Origin of the sequence: Rheinheimera aquimaris, assembly GCF_020531985.1 — a bacterium.
In the GTDB taxonomy this organism is placed as follows: Bacteria; Pseudomonadota; Gammaproteobacteria; order Enterobacterales; family Alteromonadaceae; genus Alishewanella; species Alishewanella aquimaris.
In genome coordinates this window covers 354,344-381,315 of the sequence record NZ_JAJAVQ010000003.1, presented here as the reverse complement: position 1 = coordinate 381,315, position 26,972 = coordinate 354,344, and the positions used below count along the sequence as shown (strand labels likewise).

The following is a 26,972-nucleotide window of genomic DNA, read 5'->3' as shown; positions in this document are numbered from 1 at the left end:
ATGAGTCACCAAGTTTTGCTGCAAAAACTGACCTCTCGTTTACCTCTTGGTATTTGCGTTGTAAATAAAGAGTACCAGATTGTCTACTTGAATGATTTTTTTACAGATCGTTTACGTCATGTTGGTGGTGATGTTTATAATAAGAATCTTTTAGACTTATATCCAGAAGCCGCAAAATATTTGGCTAAGAAAATTAATAGCGTGTTTGTACTGAATAATGCTAGTTTTTCGTATTGGGAGCATAAACCACATGTATTTAATTTTAGTAGCAGTCGGCCTATTACAGGTGAAGAAACACTAATGTATCAAAACATTGAGTTTTTTCCTCTCGATATTCTCCATGATAGTGTCGAAACTGTATGCGTGGTCGTTCAGGATGTGACAGAGTTAGCCAGTTATTACCGAGCGCAGAGAGCGTTGTCTGAAGAATTAGAGCAAGAACACAAAGCGCTAACTGAACTTAATAAAAAACTTGAAGCAGCTCAGAACCAGCTACTTCAATCAGAGAAGATGGCGGCTATTGGTCAGTTAGCTGCTGGTGTGGCTCATGAGATTAATAATCCGGTAGGCTTCGTCAGTTCTAACTTGCAGAGTTTGCAAGACTATAATGCTAAATTATTTAAGATGATTCATTTTTATCGTAAATTGATACAAAAAATTAATAACCCAACATATTTAGCCTTGGAAAAAGACATGTTGCAACGCCAGCAGTATGTGTTTGTCAGTAGTGATTTACCCGAGTTAATTAGAGAATCAATAGATGGGTTAGAGCGAGTAGCTGTCATAGTTAAGAATTTAAAGTTATTTTCTCATGTCGACAATAGTGAATGGCAGTTTGCGGATATCGTTGAAGGTCTTGAGAACACGCTAAAAATAGCTGTTAACCAGATTAAATATAAAGCCACAATGCACTGTAACTATCAGGAGAACTTACCAAAGTTATATTGTCAGCCCATGCAGTTGAATCAAGTATTTCTTAACTTATTGGTTAATTCTGCTCAGGCTATCGAAAATAAAGGCGATATATTTATTGATGTTTCTGCAACAAAAGAGATGCTTTACGTTGCTATTCGGGACACCGGTTCGGGCATTGCCCCGGACAATTTACGAAAAATATTTGAGCCGTTTTTTACAACAAAACCCGTGGGGCAGGGAACAGGGCTTGGTCTGTCATTATCGTATAGCATTATAAAAAAACATAAGGGTGAGATATTAGTAGAATCTACGCTTAATGAGGGCAGCTGTTTTACGTTACAGCTGCCATTTCTGGCACCGGAAGATTATCAGCTAGATCAGGCGGCAGACGCCGCCTCTTTCCAACCATGAGATGCCTTGCGAAGGGTACCAATTATTCTGTGTTAGTTGTATCGAATGTTTCTACAGTGACATACAACACTTCTTTGTGCCTGTTTTGATATTCTACTAACTTACCTAAAGATTTTTCAGTCAGAACATGGCCGTTAGGTAGTAATAATATATGATTATGGTTATAAAGATTTTGCTTTAACTTCATCCCAACTCTGAGCTGAGCTACATCTTTACCATGTTGTAATGTTCGTACTAGGTCCAGTTCATTATTGATAACAATTGTCATCAATGCCTTGACAACATCAGGATCATAATTGCTGCCTTGCTGTAATTTTATTACATCAAATGCTTGCCTAAGAGTCATTTTTTTTCCATCCAGTCGTCCTTCAACCAACAACCAGAAATCTCTTGCAGCTGCCAGAATTCTTGAACCAAGAGGTATGTCTAAACCAACTTTTTGGGCTGGTTCTCCTCCCCCATTAAAACGCTCTAACTGGTTAGTTATAATGAGCGCCATATCACTCAGGTGCTGGGCTGGAAGCAGAATTTCTTCCGCAAATTGCGGGTGTTCGTTGAATTGCCGACGTTCACTGCCATCCAGTCTTGAGTACGAAGTCTGGATAATGTTAAGCGGTAGAGCAATTTTGCCAATCTCACAGAACAGTCCCGCTTTCGTTACAAAATTTATTTGTTCGGCCGGTAACTTCATAACTTTCGCAATACTTTCACAGGTAGTACTTATTTTCTGAGCAAGCTCGCCACTTAATGGAGGATAACTACTGATAATGTTGTAAAGCACTTCCAATGTGGCAGCTTCTTCTTTTTCGCGTTGTGCCGCCAGATCTTTATACTTAGTCAACGTATTTCTGAGCTGGATAGTTCGGCGCTGGACAATTTCTTCCAAAGAATGATTTAGCTCTTTGAGCTGTTTATTTTGTATTGCGACTTTAGCTGTTAGTACTTTATTTTGTCTTACCAGATGATATAACGACAGGCCTTCTTCCACTGCTGTCATTAGCTCCCGATTGTCCCAAGGTTTTTGGATATAACGATGAATTTTACCAAGATTTACAGCTTGTATCGTAGAAGAAAGGTCAGCATACCCTGTCATTAAAATGCGGTAAGCGTCTGGTTGACGTTGTGCTGCCAAAGCTAAAAACTCTGCACCTGTCATATTTGGCATGCGCATGTCGGTAATAATTACATTAACTCTGTACTGATGCATCAACTCCAGTGCTTCCGCTCCGCTGCTAGCCGTTAATATATCAGCTTCGGTCGCATGAAAAAGTCGCTGCAATGACTTCAGGATGCTGCTTTCGTCATCAACACATAGGAGCCGTGGTTTAGTGTTTTCAGGTAGAGCAGGCATTCTATAACCTTTTGCATTTATGCTGTTTTTTAAAAATATGTTATACCCAATAACTAATCAAGTTTGTCGACAGAAAACCGCCTATGTGCTTTGTTTACAGTGCAAGGTCGGGTGGTACTGTGTAACGTATTCCAAATGCTTCGCAAATCTGATATCAGGTCTTTAGGGACAAATCTGTACGACTTGAAGAATTATTGAATTTAAATCTTAAAGTTTTAGCAACAGAGTTAGAGTTGTGCTAATAGTAAATTAATTGAGCGTAGAAGTTTTCTCATTGGGTTAGCCTTTTACTTGATTAAGGTGAGGATGGGTAAATGGAGAGATCTTTACTGATTGTTGATGATGAAGTGGGAGTTCTCAATGCTCTTTCTCGGTTGCTGATTCGAAATGGCTACACCATAAAAACTGCAAATAGCGCTGAAAAAGCGCTTGCTATTCTGAAAACTTATGCATGTAAAGTGATACTGACTGATTTCAGAATGCCAGATAATGATGGAGCAGCTTTGCTGGCGTTAGTACGTCGCCAATACCCAGACATTGTGGCACTTGTTATCAGCGGTTATGCCGATTTTTCCTCAGTTAGGACATTGCTCAACGCGGGGACCGCATTCAAGTTCCTGGAAAAGCCGTGGCGTGAAGATGAGCTGTTGGCTGAAATTGAGCTTGCCTTTCAACACTACGAACAACACTATTTTCAAAAGCAAACACAAAAAATGATGTTTGATAGTACTGATGCCTTTATCGAACTATCGTCAAGCGGACAAATTTTATGTGCCAATCCTCACGCTAAAAAACTACTAGGGCGTGCCGAAGACATAAACGGAAAATTTTTGAGTGATTTTGTAGAGGCGCATGATAAAGAGAAAGTCGCCGTAGTTTCATATATGAATGGCGATAGCGTGCCATTGACTCTATGGAATAGCATTGAACTGGAAGTTAGCTGCCAGTTGGAAGGGCCCACCGGTGTGGTGCTTTTATTAGAACCCGTAGCTGTCGGCGCATTAATAAATACAATATTTGATCTCCCGACCTTGCTGGACTATCGACAACTAGTGTCCTTGATTGAACGTCAAATTGAAGCTCGTTCCTCAGTAACTTTAGTCGCTCTGAAAGTAAGAAGCTTCGATATGTGGAGCAGCATTCTTGGTTATAACGAAGCTGAATGTGCTCTTGAGTTAGTGGCTGAACAACTTCTCACGGCTGTCAACAAGGTGGGAAGTTTAGCGTTTCTTGCTAATGAACAGTTTGTTATGTGTTTTCCTAACTTATGCAGCGAAATGCAGGTGATAAAACAGATCTCAGAGATACTTGACTATGTTAGGCAGCATTGCAATATGGCAAAACGAGTAGTGGATTTTGCAGTAAATTATTGTTTAATGCCAGAAGATGGAAATGAACCAAGAGCAATACTAAATAATTTGTTGTTGGGCAATGTGATGATAGCTGAAAGCTCAGTGCGTATGTTTATTCGATATGACAGGCAGGCAGTAGAGCGTAAGAGGTATCAGTTATCACTCAGTCAGGCCTTGCATCACGTGATCAGAGATAAACAGCTGTTTTTGTGTTATCAGCCCAAATTCGATTTATTGAAGAATAGTGTGTCAGGTGGTGAAGCGTTGCTGCGTTGGCGACATCCTGATTTCGGCATGGTGTCGCCATCATTATTTATTCCGTTAGCGGAGCAACATGGTCAAATTATAGATATTGGCTACTGGGTATTAAGAAATGTTTTTAAGACGCTTTCAGCCTGGCGTGACCAAGGCCTCAATGTTGGGAAAATGGCAATAAATATTTCGGGCCGACAATTAATGGAGCAAAACTTTTTACACTGGGTAGAGCATAATATAACGCAGACTGGTGTGCTTCCGGAGCAATTAGAGTTTGAACTTACAGAAACTTTTTTATTAGATAATTTCGATGATTGCATCGCAAAATTAAAAGCGTTGGCTGAGTTGGGTATCAGTATCGCAATAGATGATTTTGGCACTGGGTATTCTTCATTGAGTTATTTATACAAGCTCCCAGTTAATGTGTTGAAGGTTGATCGCTCTATGGTCACTGATTTGGACTGTAATATAAGTACTCAGAGTGTGTTAGCAAATGTGATTCGATTGGCACATGACCTTCATTTAGAAGTGGTTGTGGAAGGTGTAGAAACTACCGCGCAATTGGATATAGTTAATAGAATGGGAGCCGACCTTATCCAAGGTTACTATATATCTAAGCCCTTATCCGAACAGAATTATGTCAAATTCCTATCTCAGCCCAACATTGGACTAACTCTGGTTAATCAAGGTGCTGAAAATGTTTAATGTCCTTTTCATAGATGATGATAGTTCTATGCTACACGCGTTACAACGTATGGCAAAACGACTAAAACCTGAGTGGAATTTTTTGGCTGAGCAGGACGCAAGTCGCTGGAATAAGTTGTTAACTGAACAAATAAAGTTGGATCTGGTGATATGCGATTATCAGATGCCTAACATGAATGGTGTAAAAGTGCTTGCAGAGGTGTCTCAAACGCAACCATCGGCAATCAGAGCTCTGCTAACCGGCGACCCAACTGAAGAGGTTATCTTAACTTCAGGTAAAATAGCTCACTTTATATTAAGTAAGCCATTTAATGAGCAAGATATAGTATATTTATTTACTTGTATTGAACGAATACATGCATTGCCATTTTCGAACTCTGTTCGTGAAATATTAATTGCTAGCTCATCTTTGTTACCTCAACCTGATTTGGTTAAACAAGTTAGAGTGATATTGGAGAATGATAAATTTAGGGTGTCTGATATTATCGCTGTTATTTCACATGATCCGCTCATTGTCGCTCGTATACTACAACTATCTAACTCTGCGTTTTTTGGTTTTAATAAATCGACATTATCGATTGAAGAAGCAGTAAAGCGTTTGGGCGTTAGGTTGACGTGTAATATTATATCTGCAATAGCTGTTGAACAGGCAACGGCAGCGCTACTGGAGAGAGCTGAACATATTAGAATAAATGAGCATGCATTCAGTGTTGCATCATATACAAAACGGCTTGGTGAATTACTGGATCTAAGCAAAGGTGTGCAAGAGGAGTTATTTGCGACAGCATTGTTATCTGCTATTGGTGAATTGGTGATATCAACCAGTATTTGGCAAGGTAAGTATGCTAATACTTTTGCTGATTGGCCTAGATATAAACTGACAGCAGCAGTTTCGGCATACTTTCTTACTTCATGGGGCTACAGTGAGCAGGTATGTCAAACATTGTTATGGAGTGCAGCGCCAAACTGGGTATATTCAAGGCAAAACCTTTCGTTGCTGTTATTTCTAGCTAAATGTGCTGCGGAGAACAATGGTAAGATCCCACCGAACGTGCTGGATTTATTTTCTGACCCACAATTAAGACAACAGTTACAAGAGTTGTAATACATTCTAAGTAAAACAATCTCTCCATCCTCCGGATAAATTCAATTATTTATAGAAATATAAACGTACAATTGTATTTATATGACCAGGTTTATAGTGCTATACACATCCCTAGGGGCGAAATTATGGTTAATCAAAATAGTCAGATGCTTTACGTCAGTTGTTAGGTCCCTATAGTCGGGAAATATGCCTTGCTTCGATATAATTGTCGTAGTGAATAACTATAGTCCGTTTAGTATTAAACCAAGCTGCATATTAAAGCCGTCAGTTTATGTTATACGAACTTTTTACAGGTTACATGAATATCGGTTTGAAATTTAACGTCTATTCCTGCTCTAGCAACAGTCTGAGCAATTATTTAAATGATTTGTCTGGAAAAAAGGGAACTTCACTTCTAAAGTTGTAACTCTTGTCAATAAATAGCAGCTTAGATGCATAAGTGTTGTTCTTGCTGATAACAACAAGGTTACACCCGGTATGGATACTTTTGAGCTAAGTCAGCTGCAGGATGCTATAGTCAATTCCGCGGTTGACGCCATCATTGTGATTAATCAGCGCGGCCAGATCTGTTTTTTTTCTCCGTCAGCTGAGACGCTGTTTGGTTACAGTGCTGCCGAGTGTCTCGGCCACAACGTGCGCATGTTAATGCCTGAGCCTTTTCACAGTGAGCATGATACTTACCTGGCTAACTATGTCAGCCACGGCCAAAGCGCAAAAATTATCGGCATAGGGCGTGATGTTCAGGGCAAGCGTAAAGACGGCAGCGTTTTTCCGATGCATTTATCGGTTGGCGAAGCCAATACGGATAATGCCCGCTATTTCGTCGGCATCTGTCATGACTTAACGGCTTATCAGGCCAGCGTTAAAGCTCACCGCCGCTTACGTTCAATACAGGATGCGTTGCTTGAAGCTGTAGTCGACGGCATTATCATCTATTGATGAATGGGGGATTGTGCAAACCTTCAACCGTGGTGCCGAGCTGTTATTTGGCTACAACAAACAGGAAGTGATTGGCAAAATATCAGCATGTTGATGACGCAGGCTCACGCCCGGCAGCATGATGGCTATTATACAAAACTATAAAAGTGGCGGGCCCGCCAAGATCATTGGTATAGGCCGCGACGTGCGCTGGAGCAAGACAAACTGCAGCTGGTACTGCAGCCGAAATATCAGCTGACCAATCAGAGCCTGATTGGCTACGAAGCGTTGTTACGTTGGCATGACAGCGAACTTGGCACAGTACCACCGGATATTTTCGTGGCGGTGGCAGAAAGCGTCAACCTTGGCAAAGCACTGGATTGCTGGGTAATTAAAACAGTACTTAATCAGATCAAGAGCTGGCAGAGTATGGGCTTGCAGCCAAAACCGGTAGCAGTAAATATCACTGCCAAACATTTCTCTGACCCTGCGCTGTACAACTTTATTGAAGCCAAACTTAGCAAGCTGGGGTTGCGAGCGGACTGCTTACAATTGGAAATTACTGAAGGCGTGGTCATGGATGACTCGCCGACAATTCAGGACAACCTGTCAGCCTGTCGCAGTGCCGGTATCAAAGTCGCGATTGATGATTTTGGTACCGGTTACTCATTGTTATCTTATCTGACAACCTTACCGATAGACTTTATCAAAATAGACCGTGCTTTTATTCAACACCTGGAGCAAGGGAAAAATCTCGGTCTGGTTAAAGCCATGCTGACAATGGCGCAGGCACTTGAGGTTGCCGTAATTGCAGAAGGTATTGAAACGCAACAGCAGCATGAACTTTTGACTGAACTTGGCTGTGAGTTTGGCCAGGGCTTTTTCTTTGCCAGGCCTGCTGGTCTGGCTGAAATTGAGCAGAGTTTAACCCAGCAGTCCGACGGCTCAGTGTGAAAAGTAGCTCAGTTGCTCAGTTTCTGCATAATGATTTAAGGTTGTGCTGATATAGCCCAGGTGCTTTGACTGAGGGGATACCACATAATAGGCGTCTATGGTATCGAGCAGGCGGCGCTGATAATGGCTGGCAAAGGGCAGCGCCTGTTGTTGCAGGTAATAGTTAAACGGTGCTTCATAGGTCAGTAACGCACTGCTGCGGCCTTTGATAAACATCTCTACTGCACTGATGCTGTCTGGCAGGTCAATAAAACTGTAACCACTGTCACTAAGTTGCTGACGCTGGCCATGGTAATCAAAACCACGGATTGCCGCTATTGTTGGTTGTTTTTCCCGCGCTACGGCCGCGCCGTGCGTCAGCAACACTAAAGACAACTGCACATAGGGTGGGGCAACAAAGCTGACATCTGCTGGTAATGCCTGGGTTTGCTTGATATTGATGGTTAAATCCACTTCACCGCTTTGCAGCATTTTGTATAAACGGGCCGGCGTGGCACAAACCGTCCGCACGGTAAGGCTGTCGGTTTGCAAAATACTGCGCGTAAGCTCTACGGCTTCCCCGCCGCAGTGGCCGTTGCCTGTCGATACAAAATAGGGTGGAAAGTTATGTACACCCAGGCGTATTTCGTCAGCAGAAGCTTGGGCTACTGCACTCACGGCAAACAATACCAGCACGAAAAATCGCATATCAGCACCTGCTTAATTACACGCTGATATAGTAGCTTAGTCCGGTGTGTAGACCAAGCTGGCCGCGTGCTTTTCAGCTGCTTTTCGCTATCGTCTGACCACTGCATTGCTCAAAGATATTTTGCGACGGTAAAATTGCTGCAGACTTTACTTCCATCCAGCCTAATAACGACGAAAATAGCATATCGTGGCTACCGGCCTGCTCGGCATTGTGTTGTACGCAGCGGGTATCAATCATGTTACGGCGCACAGTTTGCGCAGATAACCACATTAACATTGGCACTTTAGTTTGCGCCTCTGGTGCCATCCAGTAAGGCAGACCATGCAGATACACGCCGTTCTCGCCCAACGATTCGCCATGGTCAGACACATACAGCATGGAGGTATCATAAGTATCAGACAGTGATTGCAGCAGCGCTATGGTGTTATCCAGCAGTTCATCTGTTGCCAGTAATGCATTGTCATAGGCATTAATAATTTGCTCAGTCTGGCACTGCACCAGTAAATTGTTTTCACACTCGGGCAGGAATTGTTTTTGCTGTTTCAGGCTACGCTTGTAATATTCAGGGCCATGATTACCCTGTTGATGTAACACGACCAGCATAGGGGCGGCTGATTGAGCTGTCGTCAGAATTTTTTGCCGCAGGCCATTTAACAGCGCACTGTCCTGACATTCACCTGCTACACAATCCAGTGCAAAGCTCTGATCCTGCTCTACCCGGTTACACATATCTTTGCAGCCTGAATTATTATCCCGCCACAGCACCTTTACACCGGCCCGTTGCAGTACATCCAGCAGATTATCAGAGTGCTTGGCGGTTATTTCATCATAGTTATCGTGTTCAAGGTAACTGAACATACAGGGGACCGATATTGCTGTAGCCGTACCGCAGGCATCTATGGCGCCAATATTAAGCAGATTACGCTTGGCCAGCCGCGGCGTCGTATTACGGTGATAGCCATTTAAGCCAAGATGATCTGCACGCACTGTTTCCCCCAGTACCATTATTAGCAGTTGGGGTTTGGCGGTGGCCGGTACCAGACGGGCATCCTGTGCATAGTGTTTAAATGCCGGTATCACCGGATGCAGTATTTCGCTGCGGACAACACCGCTAACAGCATTCAATGCATTGAACGGGGTAGCCTGATGTTTCAGTGAGCGGTGCTCACGCATTACACCTGCCAGATTCTGATATTGCGTCATGACCAGCAGCAGTATCAGGCTGATGATTGATATCATGCTAAATACATATTGCTTTAGTTTACGTCCAGGTGACGCAGTATGGTGTTTTGCCCGGACCACCAATACGGCAGGCAACAGTAAATAGCAGATAAAGTAAGGCAGCATTTCCGCGCTGAGCAGCGCATACACTTCATGGCTATCGGTCTCAATAGCGTTTATTAGCATGCCTTTGTCAATAAGCACACCGTATTGCAGCATAAAGTACTGACTGACGGCAGAGATGGTGATCAGTATTATCAACCAGGCTTTTTGTAGCCTGCCAATGCCAAATAGCTGGCAGATAAACAAATTCAACAAAAACAGTAAGCTGATCAAAGGCCAGGCGACAGGCCAGCCACCTAAAGGCAAAATACTGCGCATAAAGCTTTGGTTAAATGCCAGCGTCAACAAGGCGGCGACCGCCAGGTTGGAAAATAAAAATGACACCGCCGGACGCAGGCGGGACGGAAGAGACAGCGTTATCGTAGTTAACACACTTGATGACATACATACTGCACCGGGTAACGAAGTTAGCAGCAGTGTAAAGGGGGTTTCTTAAGCAAAGCTTAAAACCGGCACGGTGATATCAAGCTAAAGCAACAGGCAATGCTAACGTAACGATGACCTGATCCGGCTGCTGCACCTCAAACTGGATGGTACCGCCATGCAGCTCGATAATACGCTGTGTTATTGACAAGCCCAGGCCTGAACCGTCGATATGCTGGTGGCCCTGATGACGGAAAAACCGGTTACCCATACGCTGCGGTTCCGGCAGAACAGCGCTTTGATTCTGTACAGTCAAAGTCAGGTTTGATGCCTCAGTTACAGTTGCTACGACACTGATAAGGCTATTGTTTTTGGCGTATTTGCTGGCGTTGTCAAAAATATTGCGCAAGGCCGATTGCAACAGAATATGGTCACCACTTATGACAATGTTGCTGGCAATGTCCAGCTGCCAGCTGACTTTGTCCAGCAGGGGTAATGGTAACTGCGAGAGTGCATCTTCAACTACAGAAACTAATGCTGCGCGGCTGCAATGGATATCCTGTATCCGCTCAAGCCGGCTTAAGGTAAGCAGCTGGTTTACCAGGTGTGTCATACGTTTGCTGCCGTCAATAATAGCGCTAATGGCTTCGTGTTGTTCTTCGGTGCTGGTGGCTTTTTGCAGATTCTGTGCATGTAGCTGCAATATGCTAAGCGGCGTTCTTAGTTCATGCGCAGCATCGGCGACAAAGCGTCTCTCTTGCTGAATATAGTGCCTGACCCTTTGGATCAGCTGATTTATCGCTTGCTGGATCGGTTGCAATTCCGCCGGTTGCTTTAGCGATATTTCAGTTAGCTGCTCAGCCTGGCGGGCTGCGACACTATGTTGCAGGCGGTTCAACGGCCGTAGTATCAGTTTTACCACCAGATAAATCAGGATGCTAAGCGGCAACATCATCACCAGAATCGGTCTGATTTGGGCAAGTGCAATATGCTCGCTCATTTCCTGACGCACATCTTCCCGCTGTGCGGTGAATACCCATAAGCCATTGCCCTGCGGCAGGCTGAAACTGATCCAGTGTACACCTTGCTCTAACAGCTCATGGTAACCTTGCTCTGTCATCGGCTCGGGAAACTGCCCGGCATTTTCTGATGCCATAACTAACCGGTTGTCCTGCCAGACCTGAAACGCTATTTTCTGCTCATACTTATGGCCGCCCTGACGGCGCTCCTGCGCCGACGTCAGGTTTTCACCGGTATCCGTGAACTCTGGTACGCTGACCACCAATGGGTTCGCATCAGGCTGCACCGGCATGGCTGTTAGCATCGTTGCAACGAGGCGGGCGTTACGGGCCAGTTGGGCATCGTAAATTTCATCCAGCTCATGCATTGCATCTTTATACGATACCAACGCAGTAAAACTCAGACTGCAAATAACGATCAGGTTGATCACAATCAGTAGCCAGACTTTGATACTGTTAATCTGCATAGTGGCTGTTGAGCATGTAACCCAACCCCCGTATGGTTTTAATCAGTTGTGGATGCAGCTTTTTACGCAAGCTGTGAATATGCACCTCCAGCGCGTTACTTTCAGTTTCGCCGTCCCAGCCATGGCACAGTTCATCCAGATAGCGCCGCGACAAAATGCGGTCTGGATGCAGCATAAAGTCTTTTAACAGCATAAATTCGCGTCGCGTCAGGCTGACAGCCTGACCCTGATAAGAGCATTGCATGTTAGCTGCGTCTAAACACACCTCTGCTACGGCCAGCACATCGTCCCGTCTTAGGGTATTACGCCGGCTTAATACCCTGACTCTTGCCTCAAGTTCCAATACGTCCACCGGCTTCACCACATAATCGTCAGCGCCACTGTTAAAGGCATCGAGCTTGGTTTCCAGTGCATCCTGCGCGGTCAGTACTAATACCGGTATGGTGTTGCCAGCTTTACGCAAGGTTTTGATCACGCTGATGGCAAAGCCATCGGGAAGACCGAGATCGAGAATTAGCAGCGAAAACTCGCTGCACGATAAAGCCTGCAGCGCGTGTTTACCCTGAGTGCAATGTTCTATCTGGTAGCCGAGGCGCTTTAAGCTGGTAATCATGCCTTTTGCTAACGTAACATTGTCTTCAACCAGTAAAATGCGCATCAGAGATAAGTACTCTCTTTGGTGGTCGGTGTCTCTGAAATGAGCATAAAGCAAAACTTAGCGCAAAGTAAGCTCAGCAGTAACGTCGTGATATCGTGTGATAAAAAATGCGCGCCGCGCAGCTGTTGGGCAATACCCAGAACCAGTCCACTGATAAGGCCTGTTGCCAGCCCGGCAAAACGCCAGCCGGGTTTTACCTGTTTTAAAAAGTAATACAGAGCAACCCAGGCATAGCCGACACTGGCGTGCCCTGCCGGGAAGCATTGTTTGTAAGGCAGATAGGAGGGGCGCTTTTGCAAAAGATGGATATAAGGCTCTGTCCCCCCGAACACGGCCAGATCCCAGGGGCAGGCAATATTGGTGATTGCTTTAAGATAAGCTACCAGCACAAAAGCGCTAAGCAGTGCCAGGCTCAATGCCAGCAGGCTGTCGGCCAGCTGTTTGTATTTAGCGCGTTTAAAGTTGGCAACGACTGTCGCAATAAGCACGACAGCACAGCAGACATAATTTAACTGCCGCGCGCCGCGGTGCAGAATACTCTCTGTCAGCCAGTGTTGTTGCAGTGACCATTGATACCCTTCCATTGCGTATATTTTACTGGCCAGCCAGATATCGCCGCCGGCAACATCCAGTAACAGCCAGGCAATAACATATAAAAATAGCAGCCGGTGCACACTGCTATCGCTGACGAATTGTTTAATAAGCATAATTAAATATTACCTGCACAGCTTTGGCGCGCCGAATATCGGTTGTTTAAACACCTGTTTATTATGATTGGGCAATCTTAAGAAAATCTTAAGCTTATACATCTAGCATTGGCGGCAATTGTTGTTTTGCAAAGCTGCTGTACCGCGATGAAAATATCTGTAAACCGCTTGTCAGGCCCTTATTATCCGTTAGTTGTGATGGCATTGTTGATGCTGGCGATTCTGTCTTTCAGCCGGGTGGGGCTGTTTATCTGGCAGTACGAGCGGGTTGCAGCTGCAGCTGATATCTTGCCTCTGTTGTTGCAGGGCATAAGGGCTGACTTGATCCTTGTAGGATTATGGCTGGTGTTGCCGGTATTACTGGCTCCGGCGCTTGCCACGGCTGGCAACATCAATCGTTGGCGTAGTTTTTGTCATGGCTGGGCCTTACTTGGCTTAACTGTGATTATTTTTATAGAGCTGTCCACGCCGCAGTTTATCTTGCAATATGATATCCGGCCCAACCGCTTGTATGTCGAGTATCTGAAGTACCCACGCGAAGTGTTTAGCACCTTATGGCACGGTTTTCGCGCCATGCTGTTAGCCGGCATAATGCTGACAGCGGTATTACTGGTGCTGTCTAACCGGGTACTGCGCTCAGCGAAAAACCATACCTTCGCCTATCGCAACCGCACGCTTTGGCTTAGCTGGCCACTGGTGGTCTGTTTAGTATTTGCTATGGTGCGCTCCACTACCGATCACCGGCCTGCCAACCCGGCTTTTTTTGCTGTAACCGGCGATGCCATGGTTAACTCTCTGGTAATCAGCTCACCTTATTCGGTACTTTATGCCATTTACAGTCTGCGCCATGAAGCCAATGCCAGCGAGGTTTACGGTAAGCTAAGCCGTCAGCAGATCGTGTCCGATGCGCTCGACTGGCCGTGGCTGCAACAGTTGCAGTTTGATGAAAATTATCCGACATCGCATTTTCATCAGGCCACACGACCGCGGGCCAGGCCGCTTAATCTGGTTATCGTACTGGAAGAAAGTTTAGGTGCCACTTTTGTTGAATCACTCGGCGGCGTGCCTGTTACGCCTGAGCTTGAAAAGCTAAAACAACAGGGGTGGTGGTTTGAAAATATGTATGCCACCGGCACCCGCTCTGTGCGTGGTATAGAGGCAGTTGTCAGTGGCTTTATGCCAACGCCGGCACAAAGTGTCGTGAAGCTATCTCTGGCGCAGCAGCATTTTTACACCCTGGGCAGTGCTTTGGCAGAGCAGGGGTATCACACCAGCTTTGTCTATGGTGGCGAGGCGCATTTTGACAATATGCGCGCGTTTTTTACCGGCAATGGCTTTGACGAAGTGATTGATATGCCAAAAATCGACAAACCGGTTTTTGTCGGTAGCTGGGGCGCCAGCGACGAAGATCTGTTTCGTACTGCCGACCAGCATTTACAGCAGATGCATGCGGCTGGCAAACCCTTTTTCAGCCTGATTTTCAGCTCTTCGAATCACGAGCCATTTGAATTCCCCGATGGCCGTATCAGCCTGCACGAGCAGCCAAAAAATACCGTTAATAATGCGGTCAAATATGCCGATTACGCACTGGGGCAGTTTATTGCTCAGGCAAAGCAGTCAGCATACTGGCAGGATACGATATTTTTGATTGTTGCCGACCATGATAACCGGGTGTATGGAGATAACCTGGTGCCGGTAGAGAAATTTCATATTCCGGCACTGATACTGGGGCCGGATATTGAAGCCAAAAATATTAGCCCGGTTGCCAGCCAGATAGACCTGGCGCCGACTTTGCTGTCCTTGCTGGGTATTTCGGCGCAAACCCCGCTGATAGGCCGCGATTTTAGTCGTGATGCGAGCAGCCCGGGCCGTGCCCTGCTGCAGTTTGACCAGTATTTTGCTTTGATGGAGGATAAAGATCTGACTATTCTCCGGCCGCAGCAGGCGCCCGTGCATGCCGTTTACAACCCTGTTAGTCGCCGGTTGACGACGTCAACACAGCCGGTTTCTGCTACGCAGCAGAGCAGGGCGCTGGCGCAGGTACTACTGCCATCTTTGTTGTACCGCGAGCAGCTGTACCGTAACCCATTACCACCCGACTGTAATGACTGCCAGCTGGCGCAGGCTTTACCCTAGCGACGGTTGGTTACGTCAGGCACGCATTTTCAGCAGCAGCGCTATATCATCGCCGCTGTTTGGTATAGCGGCAGTAGCCGGCTTAACCTTGCGCGGGCGCAGCTTCTCGCCCAGTACCAGCATACAGGGCGTTAAAAACAGTGTCAGCACCGTTGCAAAAGTTAACCCGCCGGCAATAGCGCTGGAAAGCTGTGTCCACCACTGGGTAGAAGGCGCACCAAACCCCAGGCTGGGTTCAAGCAGGTTAACGTTCACTGCCAGTACCATTGGCATTAAACCCAGCACGGTAGTGATTGATGTTAATAGCACAGGTCGCAGGCGTAGGCAGCCAGTTTCCAGTGCCGCTTCAAACGCAGATAAACCACTGTCGCGTAACTGGTTATAGGTATCAATCAGAACGATATTATTGTTTACCACTATACCGGCCAGACCAATGATACCCATGCCTACCATCACTATGCCGAAGCTCTGGCCGTTTACCAGCAACCCCAGCAGCACACCTGCGGTGGAAAAGATGATGGCTGACAGGATCAGTAACGTCTGATACCAGCTGTTAAACTGCACCAGCAAAATCATCAGCATCAGAAAGATCGCTGTGGCGAAGGCGCCAAGCAGAAATGTCATCGCCTCTTGCTGGTCGGCACTTTCACCGGCGGTTTTCACATGCACATTGTCTGGCAGCTTTATATCACTGCCCAGCAAGGCTTTTAGCCGCTCGGTTACCTGAAAGCCCGGCGCTAAGTCGGCTTTTATCGTTACCGCACGGTTGCTGTCGATACGTTTAATAATGCTGGTTTTAGGTGCTGGCACCAGCTCAACAAAGTTACTCAGTGGCACCTGGCCGCGTGATGTCTGAATAGTCAGGCGCTGCAGCTGATCCAATGAGCGCCAGCTTTGTGGAAAGCGTACGCGGATATCCACTTCATCACTGGCATATTCCGGCCGGTATTTTGCCAGTAGCAGGCCGTTACTGATCATCTGTACCGCATTGCCGACGGTCAGCACATCAGCACCAAAGCGGGCCGCTTCTGCCCGGTCTACTTCAAGCCGCCATTCAATACCCGGCAGGCTGCGGTCATCTTCAATATCGACAAAGCCGCCCAGTTGCTGCATTTGGCTGATGATCTTCGCGACTGCTTTGTCGGTTGCCGCGCTTTCCATACTGCTTACCTGCAGCTCTATTGGTTTACCACCTGAAGGGCCTTCTTCCTGCTGACGAAACTCCAGAATGATGCCGGGAATATCAGCCGTAAGGCTGCGCATTTCATCCAGGATCTGCGCGGCTTTGCGTCTGTCATACCAGTCGATAAACTGAAACTGCAAGGTGCCGACCACATCTGCTGCCAACTCGCCACTGCTGCTTGCCATAGAGCGGGCATACAGTGCTTTAACTTCTGACAAACCCAGCAGGCGCTGTTCTACCTGCTTAAGCAGCGCGTCTTTTTCGTATATTGACATATCGCCGCGGGCACGCACCCAGACCTGCGCAGACTCAGGCTCTACTGACGGGAAAAACTCCACGCCGTGGTTATATTTACCGTAGGCGAGAAAGATCAGCACCATGGCACCTAGCATACCAATAAAGGTAAAGCCCGGCCGGTGCAGCAGGCGGCCAAGTAAGCCGCGGTACGCTTTGCCAGCGCGGCTTTGCTGCGTATCCTGCGGCGTGGTTTTGGCCTTACTCAGGCTGCCCATTACCGGCAGGAATATCAGCGCCATAAACAGCGATGCCAGCAGGCACAGGATCACTGTCGCCGGCAGATACTTCATAAATTGGCCAACTACGCCAGGCCAGAACAGCAGCGGCATAAACACCACCAGTGTCGTGGCGGTTGACGCGATAATTGGCCACGCCATACGGCCGGCTGCGTTGGCCCAGGCTTGTTTTGGTGTTTGTCCTTCTGCCAGATGCCGATCTGCCAGTTCACTGACCACTATGGCACCGTCTACCAGCATACCTGCTACCAGAATAAGCGCGAACAACACGATGATATTCATCGTATAGCCCAGGGCTGCAATCATTAAAATGCCGGCAAAAAAGGCGCCGGGTATGGTAATACCAACCAGCACCGCCGAGCGCACACCCATAGTGGCGATGATCAGAATAAGCACCAGTACCACAGCGGTCAGTACATTGTTTAACAGATCCGACAGCATGCTTTTTACTTCTTTGGACTGATCCATGATGTAATTTATATGCATACCTTCAGGAAACCGACTACTGGCTTCATCAATCAGCGCCTTGGTTTGCTCAATGGTGGAAATGATATTGGCACCGCTGCGTTTTTTCACTTCCAGCACCACGGCCGGCTGGCCATTAATACGGGCAAAACCAAGCGGATCTTTAAAACTGCGGCTGATGGTAGCCACATCGGCGAAGGTGATCACTGTATCGCCGTCAACCTTAATTGGCATTGATAACACATCATCCAGATCTTCAATAACACCGGGAACCTTCATCGACATGCGCCCGGCGCCGGTATCTAAGCTACCGGCAGCGACCAGACGGTTATTGTTTGATACCAGATTAAACAGTTGCTGATAATCCAGGCCATAACCTTCAAGCACCTGCGGGTCGACGACAATTTCCAGCAAATCTTCACGGTCGCCGCCGATATCGACTTCCAGTACTTCCGGTATCGCTTCGATGTTTTCCTGTAACTGACGGGCTATGTACACCAGCTGGTTTTCTGATACCGGGCCTGATAAACCGACTGATAATACCGGGAATAAACCAACGTTTATTTCATTGACCACCGGCTCTTCTGCTTCGCTTGGCAATTTTGAGCGGGCGGCATCGACTTTCACCCGTACATCGGCCAGTGCCTGATCAGCATCAAAGCCAGCATCAAACTCCAGCATTACCGAGGCATGGCCTTCGCTGGCGGTAGAGGTCATTTTCTTAATGCCTTCAAGCGACCGCAGCTCGTGCTCCATCGGCCGTATCAGTAAGCGTTCACCATCTTCCGGGCTGATGCCATCCAGTGACATCGACACATACATCATCGGAATAGCCACATCGGGGTTGGCTTCTTTCGGGATGGACTGATAGGCGCTGATACCGGCAATAAATAAAAATATCAGCAGCATAATGCTGGCACGGCTGCGCTGTATCGCCGCCTGGATAATGGTATTCATGCTTTGGCTCCGGCGATGCGTACTGTGTCTCCTGTCTTAACAAAACCGGCACCCTGGGTAATGATCTGTGCCCGTTCAGGCAAACCACTGACCCAGGCACCGTCGTTATCTGCGCTGAGCAGGGTTACCGGGTAAAATTCTACCTGCTTTTGCTCATTCACCACTGACAGCCCCAACTGGCCGCTGTTATCCAGGCTTAGCAGCGCAGGCGATATATGGTGTGCCTGTATCGCATCCAACGCGATTTCTACAGTGGCACTGGCACCGGCAATGCGCCACAATTCCGGGTTTTCGGCAGTCACTTCAATATAAAAACTGCGGGTGGCGGTATCGGCAGCGTAACTGATAAAGCTCAGTTCTCCGTCGAGTTTACGGCCATCGAGCAGACGCAGAGAAACATGTTGCCCCAGCGCCAGCGCCGACACATGTTGCTGCGGCACCTGGGCGGTTACCTTCAGTTTGTCTATTTGTACCAGTTGCATCAGTTCGGTACCGGGTTGCACCAGTGACCCAATTTCGATATGACGGCGGTCGACCATAGCGTCAAAAGGTGCCACCGGCTCGCGCTGCGTTACGGCCAGCTCTGCCGCGGTTAATTCAGCCTGCGCTTTGGCCAGCTCACTTTCCAGCCGCGTCAGTTCAGTAGCGGATAAAAACTTGTTTTTGCCAAGCGCACGGGCACTGTCGAGCTCACTTTTACGCAGTACCAGGTTTGCTTTAGCCTGTGCTAAGGACGCGGCGCGGCCCTCATCTGACAGTTTGATCAGCTTGTCACCCTGTTTGGCGCGCTCCCCTTGCTGCTTGAGTATTGCCTCAACTGTGCCTGCCTGTTGTGCTTTAATGCTGACACTGCGCCACGGCATTACCTGGCCCTGAGCTACCTGTGTCGCCTGATAGGCTTTAGCATCAGACCACTCTGTTTCCACTACCGCAATTTCGGCTTTAGGCACTTGCTGCTCGGCAGGAGCCTGCTGTTTTGCACTGTAATTATCACCGCTGAACAGCCATAGCAGCAGCGCAACTGCGAGTATTACGGCGATGATAACGGGCGAGAACGACAGTTTTTTTAACATAGCAAAATCCTTGACGGCAAAAGCGGGGAGCAGTGTGTCACATAATGTGGAATATACTGACAGCAACAGATGGCAGCAAGCTGACAACTGTAAGCAAATATAGCCAGCTTAACAAAGACAGGGCTAAGCTGGCGGCGAATTTAGCTACGGGCGAAACGGCCCAGTTGTTGCTGGGTGCGGGCGGTGCCGGTCAGCAGATCTTTGGCAGCCTGATCTATAGATGACATCTGGCTGTAAGCGTCACTGGTCACTTGTTCAATGGCGCTTAAATGCTGATGGGTTTGCTGATAGCGTTGTTCCAGTTCCAGCACTGTCTGGTTAATACTCTGAATACCGGTTTTCGCCTGCTGCAGCTCTTTTTGCAGTACAGCAAACTCTGTGCTGGTATCGCCAATTTGCTGCTGTGCCTGCTGCGCTTGCTGGTTCAGGCTTTGCGACTCGCTGCGGGTTTCGCTAACCAACTGCTCCATCTCATTTAAAAAGCCGGATATCTGTTTGGTGGCGTCATTTACTTTGGCGGCCAGCGTACGTACTTCATCAGCCACCACAGCAAAACCCCGGCCAGCATCGCCGGCACGGGCCGCTTCTATTGCCGCATTCAGTGCCAGTAGGTTGGTTTGATCAGAAAAGGTTTCTACCATGACCAGGATCTGGCGCACATTTTCCGAGTTTTTGTGCAGGCCATTAATGGTGGCGCCGAAACTGTCGAGCAGCTTAACAATACCTGACAGTTGGCCGGTTAACTGTTGCATCTGGTTGCTGGCAACCTTGGCTTTATCCACGGCCACGCCGGACACCTGACTGACTTCATCGCCGTGCTGCACAATGTCTGCCAGATATTGCAGTACCTGATCACTTTCGCGGCGGATCTGGCCGCTGCGTTTTTCGGTGTCCTGCAAGTGGCTACGGGTGCTGTTAACGGCTCCTGATACCTGCTCATTCACCTGATGTGTTTCATGGGCCTGCTGGTGAATGTCACTAAGTAACACCCCCAGCTGGCTGACAAACTGATTGTACTCTTCTGATAAAGTGCGAAACTCATCAAAGGTAAATGCCGGCAAGCGGTGATTCAGATCGGTGCCTTTGCGGTTGGTATCATGCAGTGCGCTAACCAGTGCTTTTACCGGCCGCACAATCAGATAATGCATATAGCCGATGGTAAAAATAAAGGCGCCAATACCAAGCAGTAACAGAGCCCACCAGTGGCCGTTAGCGCCGCCTTCGGGATAGGCCATATACAGCGCCAGTAAAAAGAACAGCGCCAGAAAACTGATATTACCCACGATTTTACGGCTTAAGGTGCCGAAAAATGTGCGCTCAACAAACAGGTACAGCGAAGTAAAACCATTCATAAGGTTAATAGTCCTGCCAGGTTAAACGAAATAAATTCAGCATAACATAGCAATAGTTCAGCTGCGACTACAACGACGCATAACAGCTTGATCTGAAACAACAGCTGGTCAGATTGACCAGCGCCGGCTGATAAACCAGCCTGCTATCATCGCCACCAAAAACGCCAGTGTGGCACTGCTGCCGCTGCTCAGTGCTGCCAGTGCAGGGCCGGGGCAATAACCAACCAGGCCCCAACCGGCACCAAACAGCGCTGAACCAAGTACTAAGGGTTTATCCAGCTCACGTTTGGACGGTAGATGAAAATGTTCTGCAAACAAGGGTTTCTGTTTGCCGGCAAATAACCAATAGCCACTGGCATATACAGCCAGCGCGCCGGCCATCACCAGCATCAGGCTGGGATCCCAGTGTTCATTCAGCGTAAGAAACCCCAGCACTTTTGCCGGGTCGATCATTTGTGAGTAAGCAATGCCGGCTGACATTAATATTCCGGCAACTAAAGCGATTAACACAGGCATGGTAGTGGTCCTCTAATCCGTGTGAATGAATCAGTGCAACAGGGTGGCAATAAGCATGCCTGCCAGCATAAAAATCAGCGTGGCAACGATCGAGCGGACAGACAAACGGCTGATACCACAAATACCGTGGCCTGACGTGCAGCCACTGCCCCAGCCGGTGCCAATACCTACCAGTAAGCCGCCGACAATAAGCTGCCAGTTAAACTCGGGGGTGCTGTAGTTAAAATTACTGCTCACTAAGCCAACCAGCAAAGGGCCAATTAGAATGCCGGCAACAAATGCCAGACGCCAGCTGCGGCCATCGCGGTTGAACAGCGTATTGCTTGCTATGCCGGAAATACCGGCAATACGGCCACTGAACATATACAGCAGCAAAGCACCAAGGCCAATTAGCGCGCCGCCGATTAATGCGGATACTGGCGTAAAGTTTTCCATATTACCTCCGGTTTAGTGTTTAACCGGTAAAGCGGCATCAAGCCAGGCTTGCATGCCACCTGCCACCGAGTACACTTTGGCAAAACCCATACGCTGCAGCGATTCGGCCGCCAGTGCACTGCGCCCCCCCGAGCGGCAAATCAGGTAAACAGGCTGTGTGGCCAGTTGCTTCAGTGCTATAGCAGGCTCACAGCCGGCAGCGGCGACTTTGGGGTGATTATGAATAGTCATCTCCAGTACGCCACGCGGGTAATTTACCGAACCCAAAATATGTTGCTGTTGAAATTCGCTGCTTTCACGTACATCAATCAGTACCGCCTCGCTGTCTTGCTGCAGCACCTGCTGCAGCTGCGCTACGCTGATTTCCTGTATTACGGCTTTAGCCTCTGCGATTAATTGTTGCGATGTTTTCATATCAAGCTCCTGTGCTGATGTTTAAAGTACAGACTGATAAATGACGACAGCGGCCATAATGGCTAAAAACACCGCAAAGGCGCGCTGCAACTGTTGTTTGGGCAAACGTTTACCCAGTGCCGAACCCACGAAACTGCCAATAATGCCGGCGATAATCATCAGGCCTATACTGCGCCAGTCAAATACCGCACCTTGTGCCGCCATCACCCAGTAGTATTTACCAAAGCCGACAAAAGATTTCATCGCAATAATGACCAGGCTGGTGGCCACGCCAACCGGCATACTTAACCCACCCAGTAACACCAGTGCCGGTACAATTAAAAAGCCGCCGCCAACGCCGACAAAACCGGTTATTAACCCAACCAGCAAGCCATCGATAACTATTTTTATGGGCTTAAAAGCTTTGCTGCTGTGCTCGCCTATTTTGCTGCGCCACATCATCACCGCAGCAACCAACATCAAAAGTGCAAATACCAACAGTTGCCAGCGGGCGTCCACCAGTGTGCCAAGCCAGGCTCCGCCATAGGTACCCAGCATACCCGGCACCCCAAACCACAGCACGTGGCGCCAACTGATCAGCCGCTGCAAACCGTTACGCACTGAACCGAATAAACTGATGCCAGCGACAATCAGTAATGACGAGGCGATCGCCAGCTGTGCTGGCATATGCAGTAAATACAGCAGTACAGGTACAGTAAGAATAGAGCCACCGGAACCAAACAGGCCCAGGCTTACACCAATAACAATGGCACCGACTAAGGCTAACATTATGGCTTTACCTTATATAACTAAGTGGAATATGCTTATAACAGTAATTGCATTCTAGGATGGTTTTGGCTAAGCTGCAATCTAAATTTAGAAAAATCTAATTTACGAGGTGCGTATGGGTACGGCGAATGTGCATATCGAAATGTTTTTTGATAAAGACAGTTCAACTTTTAGTTATGTGGTGGCAGATACACACAGCCGGCAGGCTGCTGTGATTGACCCGGTACTGGATTACGATGCCGCTGCCGGCAGCATTAAAACCGACGGCGCAGATAACATTTTAGCTTACCTGGCGCAGCAGCAGTTTACGCTGCAGTGGATTTTAGAAACCCACGCCCATGCCGACCATTTATCCGCTGCCGATTACCTGAAACGTAAAACCGGTGCCCCGATTGCGATTGGCGAGGGCATAAAAAAAGTGCAGCAAACCTTTAAACTGGTGTTTAACCTCGGCGATGATGAGTTAACTGCAAAAGGTGATTACTTTGATAAGCTGTTTAGTGACAGCGAAACATTTGCTATTGGCAGTTTAGATGCGCAGGTCATCAATACGCCGGGCCATACCAATGACAGTGTCAGCTATCTGATAGCCGGTAATCTGTTTGTCGGCGACTCGCTGTTTATGCCGGACGCCGGCACCGCGCGCTGTGACTTTCCCGGCGGCGATGCGCACATTTTATTCCATTCTATTCAGCGTATTTATCAGCTACCCGAAGATACCCGCATTTTTATCTGCCATGACTATCAGCCAAATGGCCGGGAACTGCGCTATCTAACCAGTGTCGCAGAGCAAAAGGCGGCCAATATTCATGTCAAAGCCGATACGCCGGAACAGGAGTTTGTGCAAAAACGTGAAACGCGCGACAAAACCCTGGCAGTACCGCGGCTCATTTACCCCTCGGTGCAGGTGAATATCCGCGGCGGGCAGTTGCCCAAAGCTGAAGCTAATGGTGTCAGCTATATCAAAATTCCGCTGACGCTGAAGTAGCAGTAAATACTGACAGTGGATCTGTTCTGTACTATAACGCGTATTGCTGTTTATTTTTCGTCCCGTTTTTAACGCAAACAGAAGAGCAATAGCATGACAAAACCTGAACCACGTCAGACACCTGCCATACCAGAGCAGGCTTACCAGTTATATGATAAATACGCCCACGGCATGATGAGCCGGCGGGCTTTCTTTGCCAGTATGAGTGCGTTGGCTGTTAATGCCACGCTGGCAACCAGTTTTATTAACAGTATGCTGCCCAATTATGCGCTGGCCGAGCAGGTATCGTTTAACGACCCTGATATTAGTGCCAGCTACCAGAAGTTTGCTGCCCCCAATGGCCACGGCGAAGGGCGTGGTTATCTGGTCAGGCCGAAAAATACCCGCGCTGCCGTGCCGGTAATATTAGTGGTGCACGAAAATCGCGGCTTAAACCCGTATATTGAAGATGTGGCCCGCCGTTTGGCTAAAGCCGGATTTATTGCCTTTGCCCCCGATGCTTTGTGGCCGCTGGGCGGTTACCCGGGCAATGACGATGATGGCCGGCAAATGCAGCGCAGCCTTGAACCAGGCAAAATTATTGCCGATTTTAAGGCCGCGGCCAGCTGGTTAAAGCAGCTTGAAGGCGGTAACGGCAAGCTGGGTGTGGTAGGGTTCTGCTTTGGCGGCGCTATGGCCGGGCGTTTGGCTGCAGAGCTGCCGGATACCGTGGATGCTGCTGTGCCGTTTTACGGCTCGCCGCCACCGGCTGACAGTATCAGCGCCATTAAAGCGCCGCTACTGGTGCAACTGGGTGAGCTGGACGAGCGGGTTAATGCGATGTGGCCGGATGCTGAAGTCTTGCTGAAACAACACAATATTAACTATAAAATCGAGCGCTATGAAGCATCACATCATGGTTTTCATAATGACTCGACAGCCCGTTACAATGAACCCATGGCTGAACTGGCGTGGCAGCGTACGCTGGCATTTTTTAACCAGCATCTGCGCAGTTAACTTTACTCCTACAACAGGCAAAAATTATGAAAACTGTAACCTGCATGGTGGCTTTGCTGCTGGCTCTGGCGCTACAAAGCTGTGGCAAAACCGCGCCGCCGGCAGCACCCCCGCAAGCTGACGGCGCAGCAGTAAAAACAATGCACCCAAGCTGGGATTTGGATCAGGATGGTATTAACGATTGTGAAAATGATGGCAGCTGCGATCACAGTGTTGATTACAGCTTGCCCAGGCAAACAGAAGCGCGCAGTAACCCATCGTTTAGCTGTGATGATGTGGCAAGTGACAGTATAGAGCAGCTGATTTGCCAGCAGGCTGAGCTGGCTGAGTTGGACAACCAGCTGGCTGCCGTGTACGCCAGTGCACTGGAAAAGGCACAAAACGAGCAACCCAACCAGCTACAAGCCGAGCAGCGTGGCTGGATAAAAGGCCGCAATGACTGCTGGAAAAGCCAGGATAAAGCCGGTTGTGTTAAAGCCGCTTACAACAGACGTATTGCCGAGCTACAGGCACATTACCGGCTGACCAACTTTACCGGGCCTGTCAGGTTTCAGTGTGGTACCTCAGTAGCCGACGAAGTGGTGGTCACTTTTTTCAGCACAGTACCGCCAACGCTGCTGGCAGAGCGGGGCGATAAAACAGTGCTGATGTATCACACTGAAACCGGCAGTGGCTATCGCTACGAAGGGCCAAATGAAAGCCTGTGGCAACAGGAAGATGGCATCATGCTGATTTGGGGCTACGGCGCGGCGGCGCTGCAATGCCAGAAAACGGTGCTGGAATAGCGCTACAGCAGCTATTTTAACTGTGCAGCCGTTGCTGCACCTTGTATGCAGCAGCCGCTTTACGTACCCTGTGTAGTAATTTCACTGACAAGGGTGCGGTATGAGAATAGCGTTGCTGGGGCTTGGCGATATTGCGCAAAAAGCGTATTTACCTTTACTGAGCAGTATGGCGGGGGTAACACCGCTGCTTTGCACCCGCCAGGCCGCGCTGCTGCAGAAACTGATGCAGCAATACCGCATTCGCGAAGGTTACACTGAGCTGTCACAGCTGATTGCAGCCCGGCCCGATGCGGTGATGATCCACAGCAGTACCGACAGTCACTTTAGCATCGCCATGCAGTTGTTACAGGCCGGCATAGCGGTGTTTGTCGACAAGCCTATCAGTTACCAGTTGGATGAGTGTGAGCAGTTACTGACATTTGCCGAGCGGCGCAACCTGCCATTATTTGTTGGCTTTAACCGCCGCTATGTTCCGCTGTATCAGGAGCCGCTCGCGGAATTGCCAGTGCAACTGCACTACCAGAAACACCGCTATAATCTGCCCGCTGATACACGCACTTTTGTCTATGACGACTTTATTCACCTGCTCGATTTTGCCCATTACGCTACGGTGATGCATAACAAAGGTAACTTTACTCCGGTGGTGTACGGCCAGTTTGATACCAGCCAGGCCGGCAACAAACTGCTGGGGGCGGTGCAGGTAAACTGGCAACTGGGTAAAACTACCGTATCGGTGTCGATGAACCGGCTGTCAGGCGTTAATATGGAGCGGCTGGAATACTACGGTCACAATAAGCACTGGCAGGTAGATAATCTGGTACAGGGGCATTTCGCAGAAGCGGGCCAGATCAGTCGGTTAGCGCAGCACGACTGGCACAGCACCCTGCAGCGGCGTGGTTTTGTCAGCATGCTGCAAGCCTTTATCAGCCAACTGGAGAAGGGCGGTACCAACGTGACAGAAAACAAACGTGCGCTCAGTAGCCATCAGTTATGTGAGTATGTCGTGCAGCAATTAGGCGGCTGAATGATAAACCCAAAAAAAAGACCAGCCAGAAGGTTGGGGTTCTGACCGGCCACTAAACACGCAGAGGAGTGCGTTGGGGTACTATACCCTTGTGCAGCCCCGCGATTTTGATTTAGCACAATGTTAGCGCCGCAA

Annotated in this window: 24 protein-coding genes; 11 read left to right on the top strand and 13 right to left on the bottom strand. The window is 48.2% G+C overall.

The window, feature by feature from the left end; all coding sequences use genetic code 11:
* Positions 1 to 1,326, top strand: a complete 1,326-nt coding sequence (locus LHL18_RS10900) for a sensor histidine kinase (RefSeq protein WP_226767104.1) — start codon at positions 1 to 3, stop codon at positions 1,324 to 1,326.
* Positions 1,327 to 1,348: 22 nt separating this feature from the next.
* On the opposite strand, the gene LHL18_RS10895 is transcribed toward LHL18_RS10900, so the two are convergent.
* Positions 1,349 to 2,677, bottom strand: a complete 1,329-nt coding sequence (locus LHL18_RS10895; protein WP_226767103.1) for an HD domain-containing phosphohydrolase — start codon at positions 2,675 to 2,677, stop codon at positions 1,349 to 1,351.
* A 314-nt stretch (positions 2,678 to 2,991) separates the two neighbouring features.
* Between LHL18_RS10895 and LHL18_RS10890 the strand changes: the two genes are divergently transcribed.
* From LHL18_RS10890 to LHL18_RS10870, 5 genes are all read left to right on the top strand, one after another.
* Positions 2,992 to 4,989, top strand: coding sequence for an EAL domain-containing protein (locus tag LHL18_RS10890; protein WP_226767102.1), 1,998 nt, complete (start codon positions 2,992 to 2,994; stop codon positions 4,987 to 4,989).
* Positions 4,982 to 6,094 (top strand): HDOD domain-containing protein, encoded by a 1,113-nt coding sequence (locus LHL18_RS10885; RefSeq protein ID WP_226767101.1) that lies wholly within the window; start codon positions 4,982 to 4,984, stop codon positions 6,092 to 6,094. The genes LHL18_RS10890 and LHL18_RS10885 overlap by 8 nt, the downstream gene beginning before the upstream one ends.
* 477 nt (positions 6,095 to 6,571) lie before the next feature.
* Positions 6,572 to 7,033, top strand: a complete 462-nt coding sequence (locus tag LHL18_RS10880; protein WP_226767100.1) for a PAS domain S-box protein — start codon at positions 6,572 to 6,574, stop codon at positions 7,031 to 7,033.
* Positions 7,034 to 7,046: 13 nt separating this feature from the next.
* Positions 7,047 to 7,127, top strand: a complete 81-nt coding sequence (locus LHL18_RS19865; RefSeq protein WP_404817935.1) for a hypothetical protein — start codon at positions 7,047 to 7,049, stop codon at positions 7,125 to 7,127.
* A 95-nt stretch (positions 7,128 to 7,222) separates the two neighbouring features.
* Positions 7,223 to 7,966 carry an EAL domain-containing protein gene (locus tag LHL18_RS10870; RefSeq protein WP_226767329.1) on the top strand — a complete coding sequence of 248 codons (744 nt, stop codon included), beginning with the start codon at positions 7,223 to 7,225 and terminating at the stop codon, positions 7,964 to 7,966.
* Here the strand turns inward: LHL18_RS10870 and LHL18_RS10865 are convergent.
* The 5 genes from LHL18_RS10865 to LHL18_RS10845 all read right to left on the bottom strand — a co-directional run bounded on the left by LHL18_RS10865 (position 7,958) and on the right by LHL18_RS10845 (position 13,212).
* A complete protein-coding gene (locus LHL18_RS10865; protein WP_226767099.1) occupies positions 7,958 to 8,653 on the bottom strand; it encodes a transporter substrate-binding domain-containing protein in 696 nt (231 codons plus the stop codon). The two genes, LHL18_RS10870 and LHL18_RS10865, sit on opposite strands and share 9 nt — an antisense overlap.
* A gap of 73 nt (positions 8,654 to 8,726) precedes the next feature.
* The gene (locus LHL18_RS10860; RefSeq protein WP_226767098.1) at positions 8,727 to 10,382 is read right to left on the bottom strand and encodes a phosphoethanolamine transferase; all 1,656 of its coding nucleotides are present in this window, start codon (positions 10,380 to 10,382) and stop codon (positions 8,727 to 8,729) included.
* A gap of 79 nt (positions 10,383 to 10,461) precedes the next feature.
* The gene (locus tag LHL18_RS10855) at positions 10,462 to 11,847 is read right to left on the bottom strand and encodes a histidine kinase dimerization/phospho-acceptor domain-containing protein (protein ID WP_226767097.1); all 1,386 of its coding nucleotides are present in this window, start codon (positions 11,845 to 11,847) and stop codon (positions 10,462 to 10,464) included.
* On the bottom strand, positions 11,837 to 12,505 hold the full coding sequence (locus tag LHL18_RS10850; protein WP_226767096.1) for a response regulator: 669 nt from the start codon (positions 12,503 to 12,505) through the stop codon (positions 11,837 to 11,839). The genes LHL18_RS10855 and LHL18_RS10850 overlap by 11 nt, the downstream gene beginning before the upstream one ends.
* Complete coding sequence (locus tag LHL18_RS10845) at positions 12,505 to 13,212, bottom strand: phosphatase PAP2 family protein (protein ID WP_226767095.1); 708 nt, start codon at positions 13,210 to 13,212, stop codon at positions 12,505 to 12,507. Before LHL18_RS10845 ends, LHL18_RS10850 begins: the two co-directional genes overlap by 1 nt.
* A 147-nt stretch (positions 13,213 to 13,359) precedes the next feature.
* Here LHL18_RS10845 and LHL18_RS10840 point away from each other — a divergent pair, with 147 nt between their 5' ends.
* Positions 13,360 to 15,348 (top strand): LTA synthase family protein, encoded by a 1,989-nt coding sequence (locus LHL18_RS10840; RefSeq protein WP_226767094.1) that lies wholly within the window; start codon positions 13,360 to 13,362, stop codon positions 15,346 to 15,348.
* A 15-nt stretch (positions 15,349 to 15,363) separates the two neighbouring features.
* On the opposite strand, the gene LHL18_RS10835 is transcribed toward LHL18_RS10840, so the two are convergent.
* The 7 genes from LHL18_RS10835 to LHL18_RS10805 form a co-directional block, all read right to left on the bottom strand.
* Entirely contained in the window at positions 15,364 to 18,486 is a 3,123-nt protein-coding gene (locus LHL18_RS10835; RefSeq protein WP_226767093.1) for an efflux RND transporter permease subunit, read from the bottom strand.
* A complete protein-coding gene (locus tag LHL18_RS10830) occupies positions 18,483 to 19,559 on the bottom strand; it encodes an efflux RND transporter periplasmic adaptor subunit (protein WP_226767092.1) in 1,077 nt (358 codons plus the stop codon). The genes LHL18_RS10835 and LHL18_RS10830 overlap by 4 nt, the downstream gene beginning before the upstream one ends.
* Positions 19,560 to 19,699: 140 nt before the next feature.
* Positions 19,700 to 20,911, bottom strand: a complete 1,212-nt coding sequence (locus LHL18_RS10825) for a methyl-accepting chemotaxis protein (RefSeq protein WP_226767091.1) — start codon at positions 20,909 to 20,911, stop codon at positions 19,700 to 19,702.
* 108 nt (positions 20,912 to 21,019) lie between these two features.
* Positions 21,020 to 21,427 carry a YeeE/YedE family protein gene (locus LHL18_RS10820; RefSeq protein ID WP_226767090.1) on the bottom strand — a complete coding sequence of 136 codons (408 nt, stop codon included), beginning with the start codon at positions 21,425 to 21,427 and terminating at the stop codon, positions 21,020 to 21,022.
* A 30-nt stretch (positions 21,428 to 21,457) separates the two neighbouring features.
* On the bottom strand, positions 21,458 to 21,862 hold the full coding sequence (locus LHL18_RS10815) for a YeeE/YedE family protein (protein ID WP_226767089.1): 405 nt from the start codon (positions 21,860 to 21,862) through the stop codon (positions 21,458 to 21,460).
* Positions 21,863 to 21,874: 12 nt separating this feature from the next.
* A complete protein-coding gene (locus tag LHL18_RS10810) occupies positions 21,875 to 22,276 on the bottom strand; it encodes a rhodanese-like domain-containing protein (RefSeq protein WP_226767088.1) in 402 nt (133 codons plus the stop codon).
* Positions 22,277 to 22,297: 21 nt separating this feature from the next.
* Complete coding sequence (locus tag LHL18_RS10805; RefSeq protein ID WP_134056502.1) at positions 22,298 to 23,044, bottom strand: sulfite exporter TauE/SafE family protein; 747 nt, start codon at positions 23,042 to 23,044, stop codon at positions 22,298 to 22,300.
* A 115-nt stretch (positions 23,045 to 23,159) separates the two neighbouring features.
* On the opposite strand from LHL18_RS10805, the gene LHL18_RS10800 reads away from it, so the two are divergent.
* The 4 genes from LHL18_RS10800 (at position 23,160) to LHL18_RS10785 (ending at position 26,837) form a co-directional block, all read left to right on the top strand.
* Complete coding sequence (locus LHL18_RS10800) at positions 23,160 to 24,032, top strand: MBL fold metallo-hydrolase (protein ID WP_226767087.1); 873 nt, start codon at positions 23,160 to 23,162, stop codon at positions 24,030 to 24,032.
* Between the two features lie 93 nt (positions 24,033 to 24,125).
* Entirely contained in the window at positions 24,126 to 25,028 is a 903-nt protein-coding gene (locus tag LHL18_RS10795; protein ID WP_226767086.1) for a dienelactone hydrolase family protein, read from the top strand.
* 26 nt (positions 25,029 to 25,054) lie between these two features.
* Positions 25,055 to 25,813 carry an MliC family protein gene (locus LHL18_RS10790; protein WP_226767085.1) on the top strand — a complete coding sequence of 253 codons (759 nt, stop codon included), beginning with the start codon at positions 25,055 to 25,057 and terminating at the stop codon, positions 25,811 to 25,813.
* A 100-nt stretch (positions 25,814 to 25,913) separates the two neighbouring features.
* Entirely contained in the window at positions 25,914 to 26,837 is a 924-nt protein-coding gene (locus tag LHL18_RS10785; protein ID WP_226767084.1) for a Gfo/Idh/MocA family protein, read from the top strand.
* Positions 26,838 to 26,972: the final 135 nt, after the last annotated feature.

Bases quoted from the DNA above. Each gene is read 5' to 3' on its own strand.
- LHL18_RS10900 (WP_226767104.1), top strand. From the start codon at position 1: ATGAGTCACCAAGTTTTGCTGCAAAAACTGACCTCTCGTTTACCTCTT.
- LHL18_RS10895 (WP_226767103.1), bottom strand. From the start codon at position 2,677: ATGCCTGCTCTACCTGAAAACACTAAACCACGGCTCCTATGTGTTGAT.
- LHL18_RS10890 (WP_226767102.1), top strand. From the start codon at position 2,992: ATGGAGAGATCTTTACTGATTGTTGATGATGAAGTGGGAGTTCTCAAT.
- LHL18_RS10885 (WP_226767101.1), top strand. From the start codon at position 4,982: ATGTTTAATGTCCTTTTCATAGATGATGATAGTTCTATGCTACACGCG.
- LHL18_RS10880 (WP_226767100.1), top strand. From the start codon at position 6,572: ATGGATACTTTTGAGCTAAGTCAGCTGCAGGATGCTATAGTCAATTCC.
- LHL18_RS10865 (WP_226767099.1), bottom strand. From the start codon at position 8,653: ATGCGATTTTTCGTGCTGGTATTGTTTGCCGTGAGTGCAGTAGCCCAA.
- LHL18_RS10860 (WP_226767098.1), bottom strand. From the start codon at position 10,382: ATGTCATCAAGTGTGTTAACTACGATAACGCTGTCTCTTCCGTCCCGC.
- LHL18_RS10855 (WP_226767097.1), bottom strand. From the start codon at position 11,847: ATGCAGATTAACAGTATCAAAGTCTGGCTACTGATTGTGATCAACCTG.
- LHL18_RS10850 (WP_226767096.1), bottom strand. From the start codon at position 12,505: ATGCGCATTTTACTGGTTGAAGACAATGTTACGTTAGCAAAAGGCATG.
- LHL18_RS10845 (WP_226767095.1), bottom strand. From the start codon at position 13,212: ATGCTTATTAAACAATTCGTCAGCGATAGCAGTGTGCACCGGCTGCTA.
- LHL18_RS10840 (WP_226767094.1), top strand. From the start codon at position 13,360: ATGAAAATATCTGTAAACCGCTTGTCAGGCCCTTATTATCCGTTAGTT.
- LHL18_RS10835 (WP_226767093.1), bottom strand. From the start codon at position 18,486: ATGAATACCATTATCCAGGCGGCGATACAGCGCAGCCGTGCCAGCATT.
- LHL18_RS10830 (WP_226767092.1), bottom strand. From the start codon at position 19,559: ATGTTAAAAAAACTGTCGTTCTCGCCCGTTATCATCGCCGTAATACTC.
- LHL18_RS10825 (WP_226767091.1), bottom strand. From the start codon at position 20,911: ATGAATGGTTTTACTTCGCTGTACCTGTTTGTTGAGCGCACATTTTTC.
- LHL18_RS10820 (WP_226767090.1), bottom strand. From the start codon at position 21,427: ATGCCTGTGTTAATCGCTTTAGTTGCCGGAATATTAATGTCAGCCGGC.
- LHL18_RS10815 (WP_226767089.1), bottom strand. From the start codon at position 21,862: ATGGAAAACTTTACGCCAGTATCCGCATTAATCGGCGGCGCGCTAATT.
- LHL18_RS10810 (WP_226767088.1), bottom strand. From the start codon at position 22,276: ATGAAAACATCGCAACAATTAATCGCAGAGGCTAAAGCCGTAATACAG.
- LHL18_RS10805 (WP_134056502.1), bottom strand. From the start codon at position 23,044: ATGTTAGCCTTAGTCGGTGCCATTGTTATTGGTGTAAGCCTGGGCCTG.
- LHL18_RS10800 (WP_226767087.1), top strand. From the start codon at position 23,160: ATGGGTACGGCGAATGTGCATATCGAAATGTTTTTTGATAAAGACAGT.
- LHL18_RS10795 (WP_226767086.1), top strand. From the start codon at position 24,126: ATGACAAAACCTGAACCACGTCAGACACCTGCCATACCAGAGCAGGCT.
- LHL18_RS10790 (WP_226767085.1), top strand. From the start codon at position 25,055: ATGAAAACTGTAACCTGCATGGTGGCTTTGCTGCTGGCTCTGGCGCTA.
- LHL18_RS10785 (WP_226767084.1), top strand. From the start codon at position 25,914: ATGAGAATAGCGTTGCTGGGGCTTGGCGATATTGCGCAAAAAGCGTAT.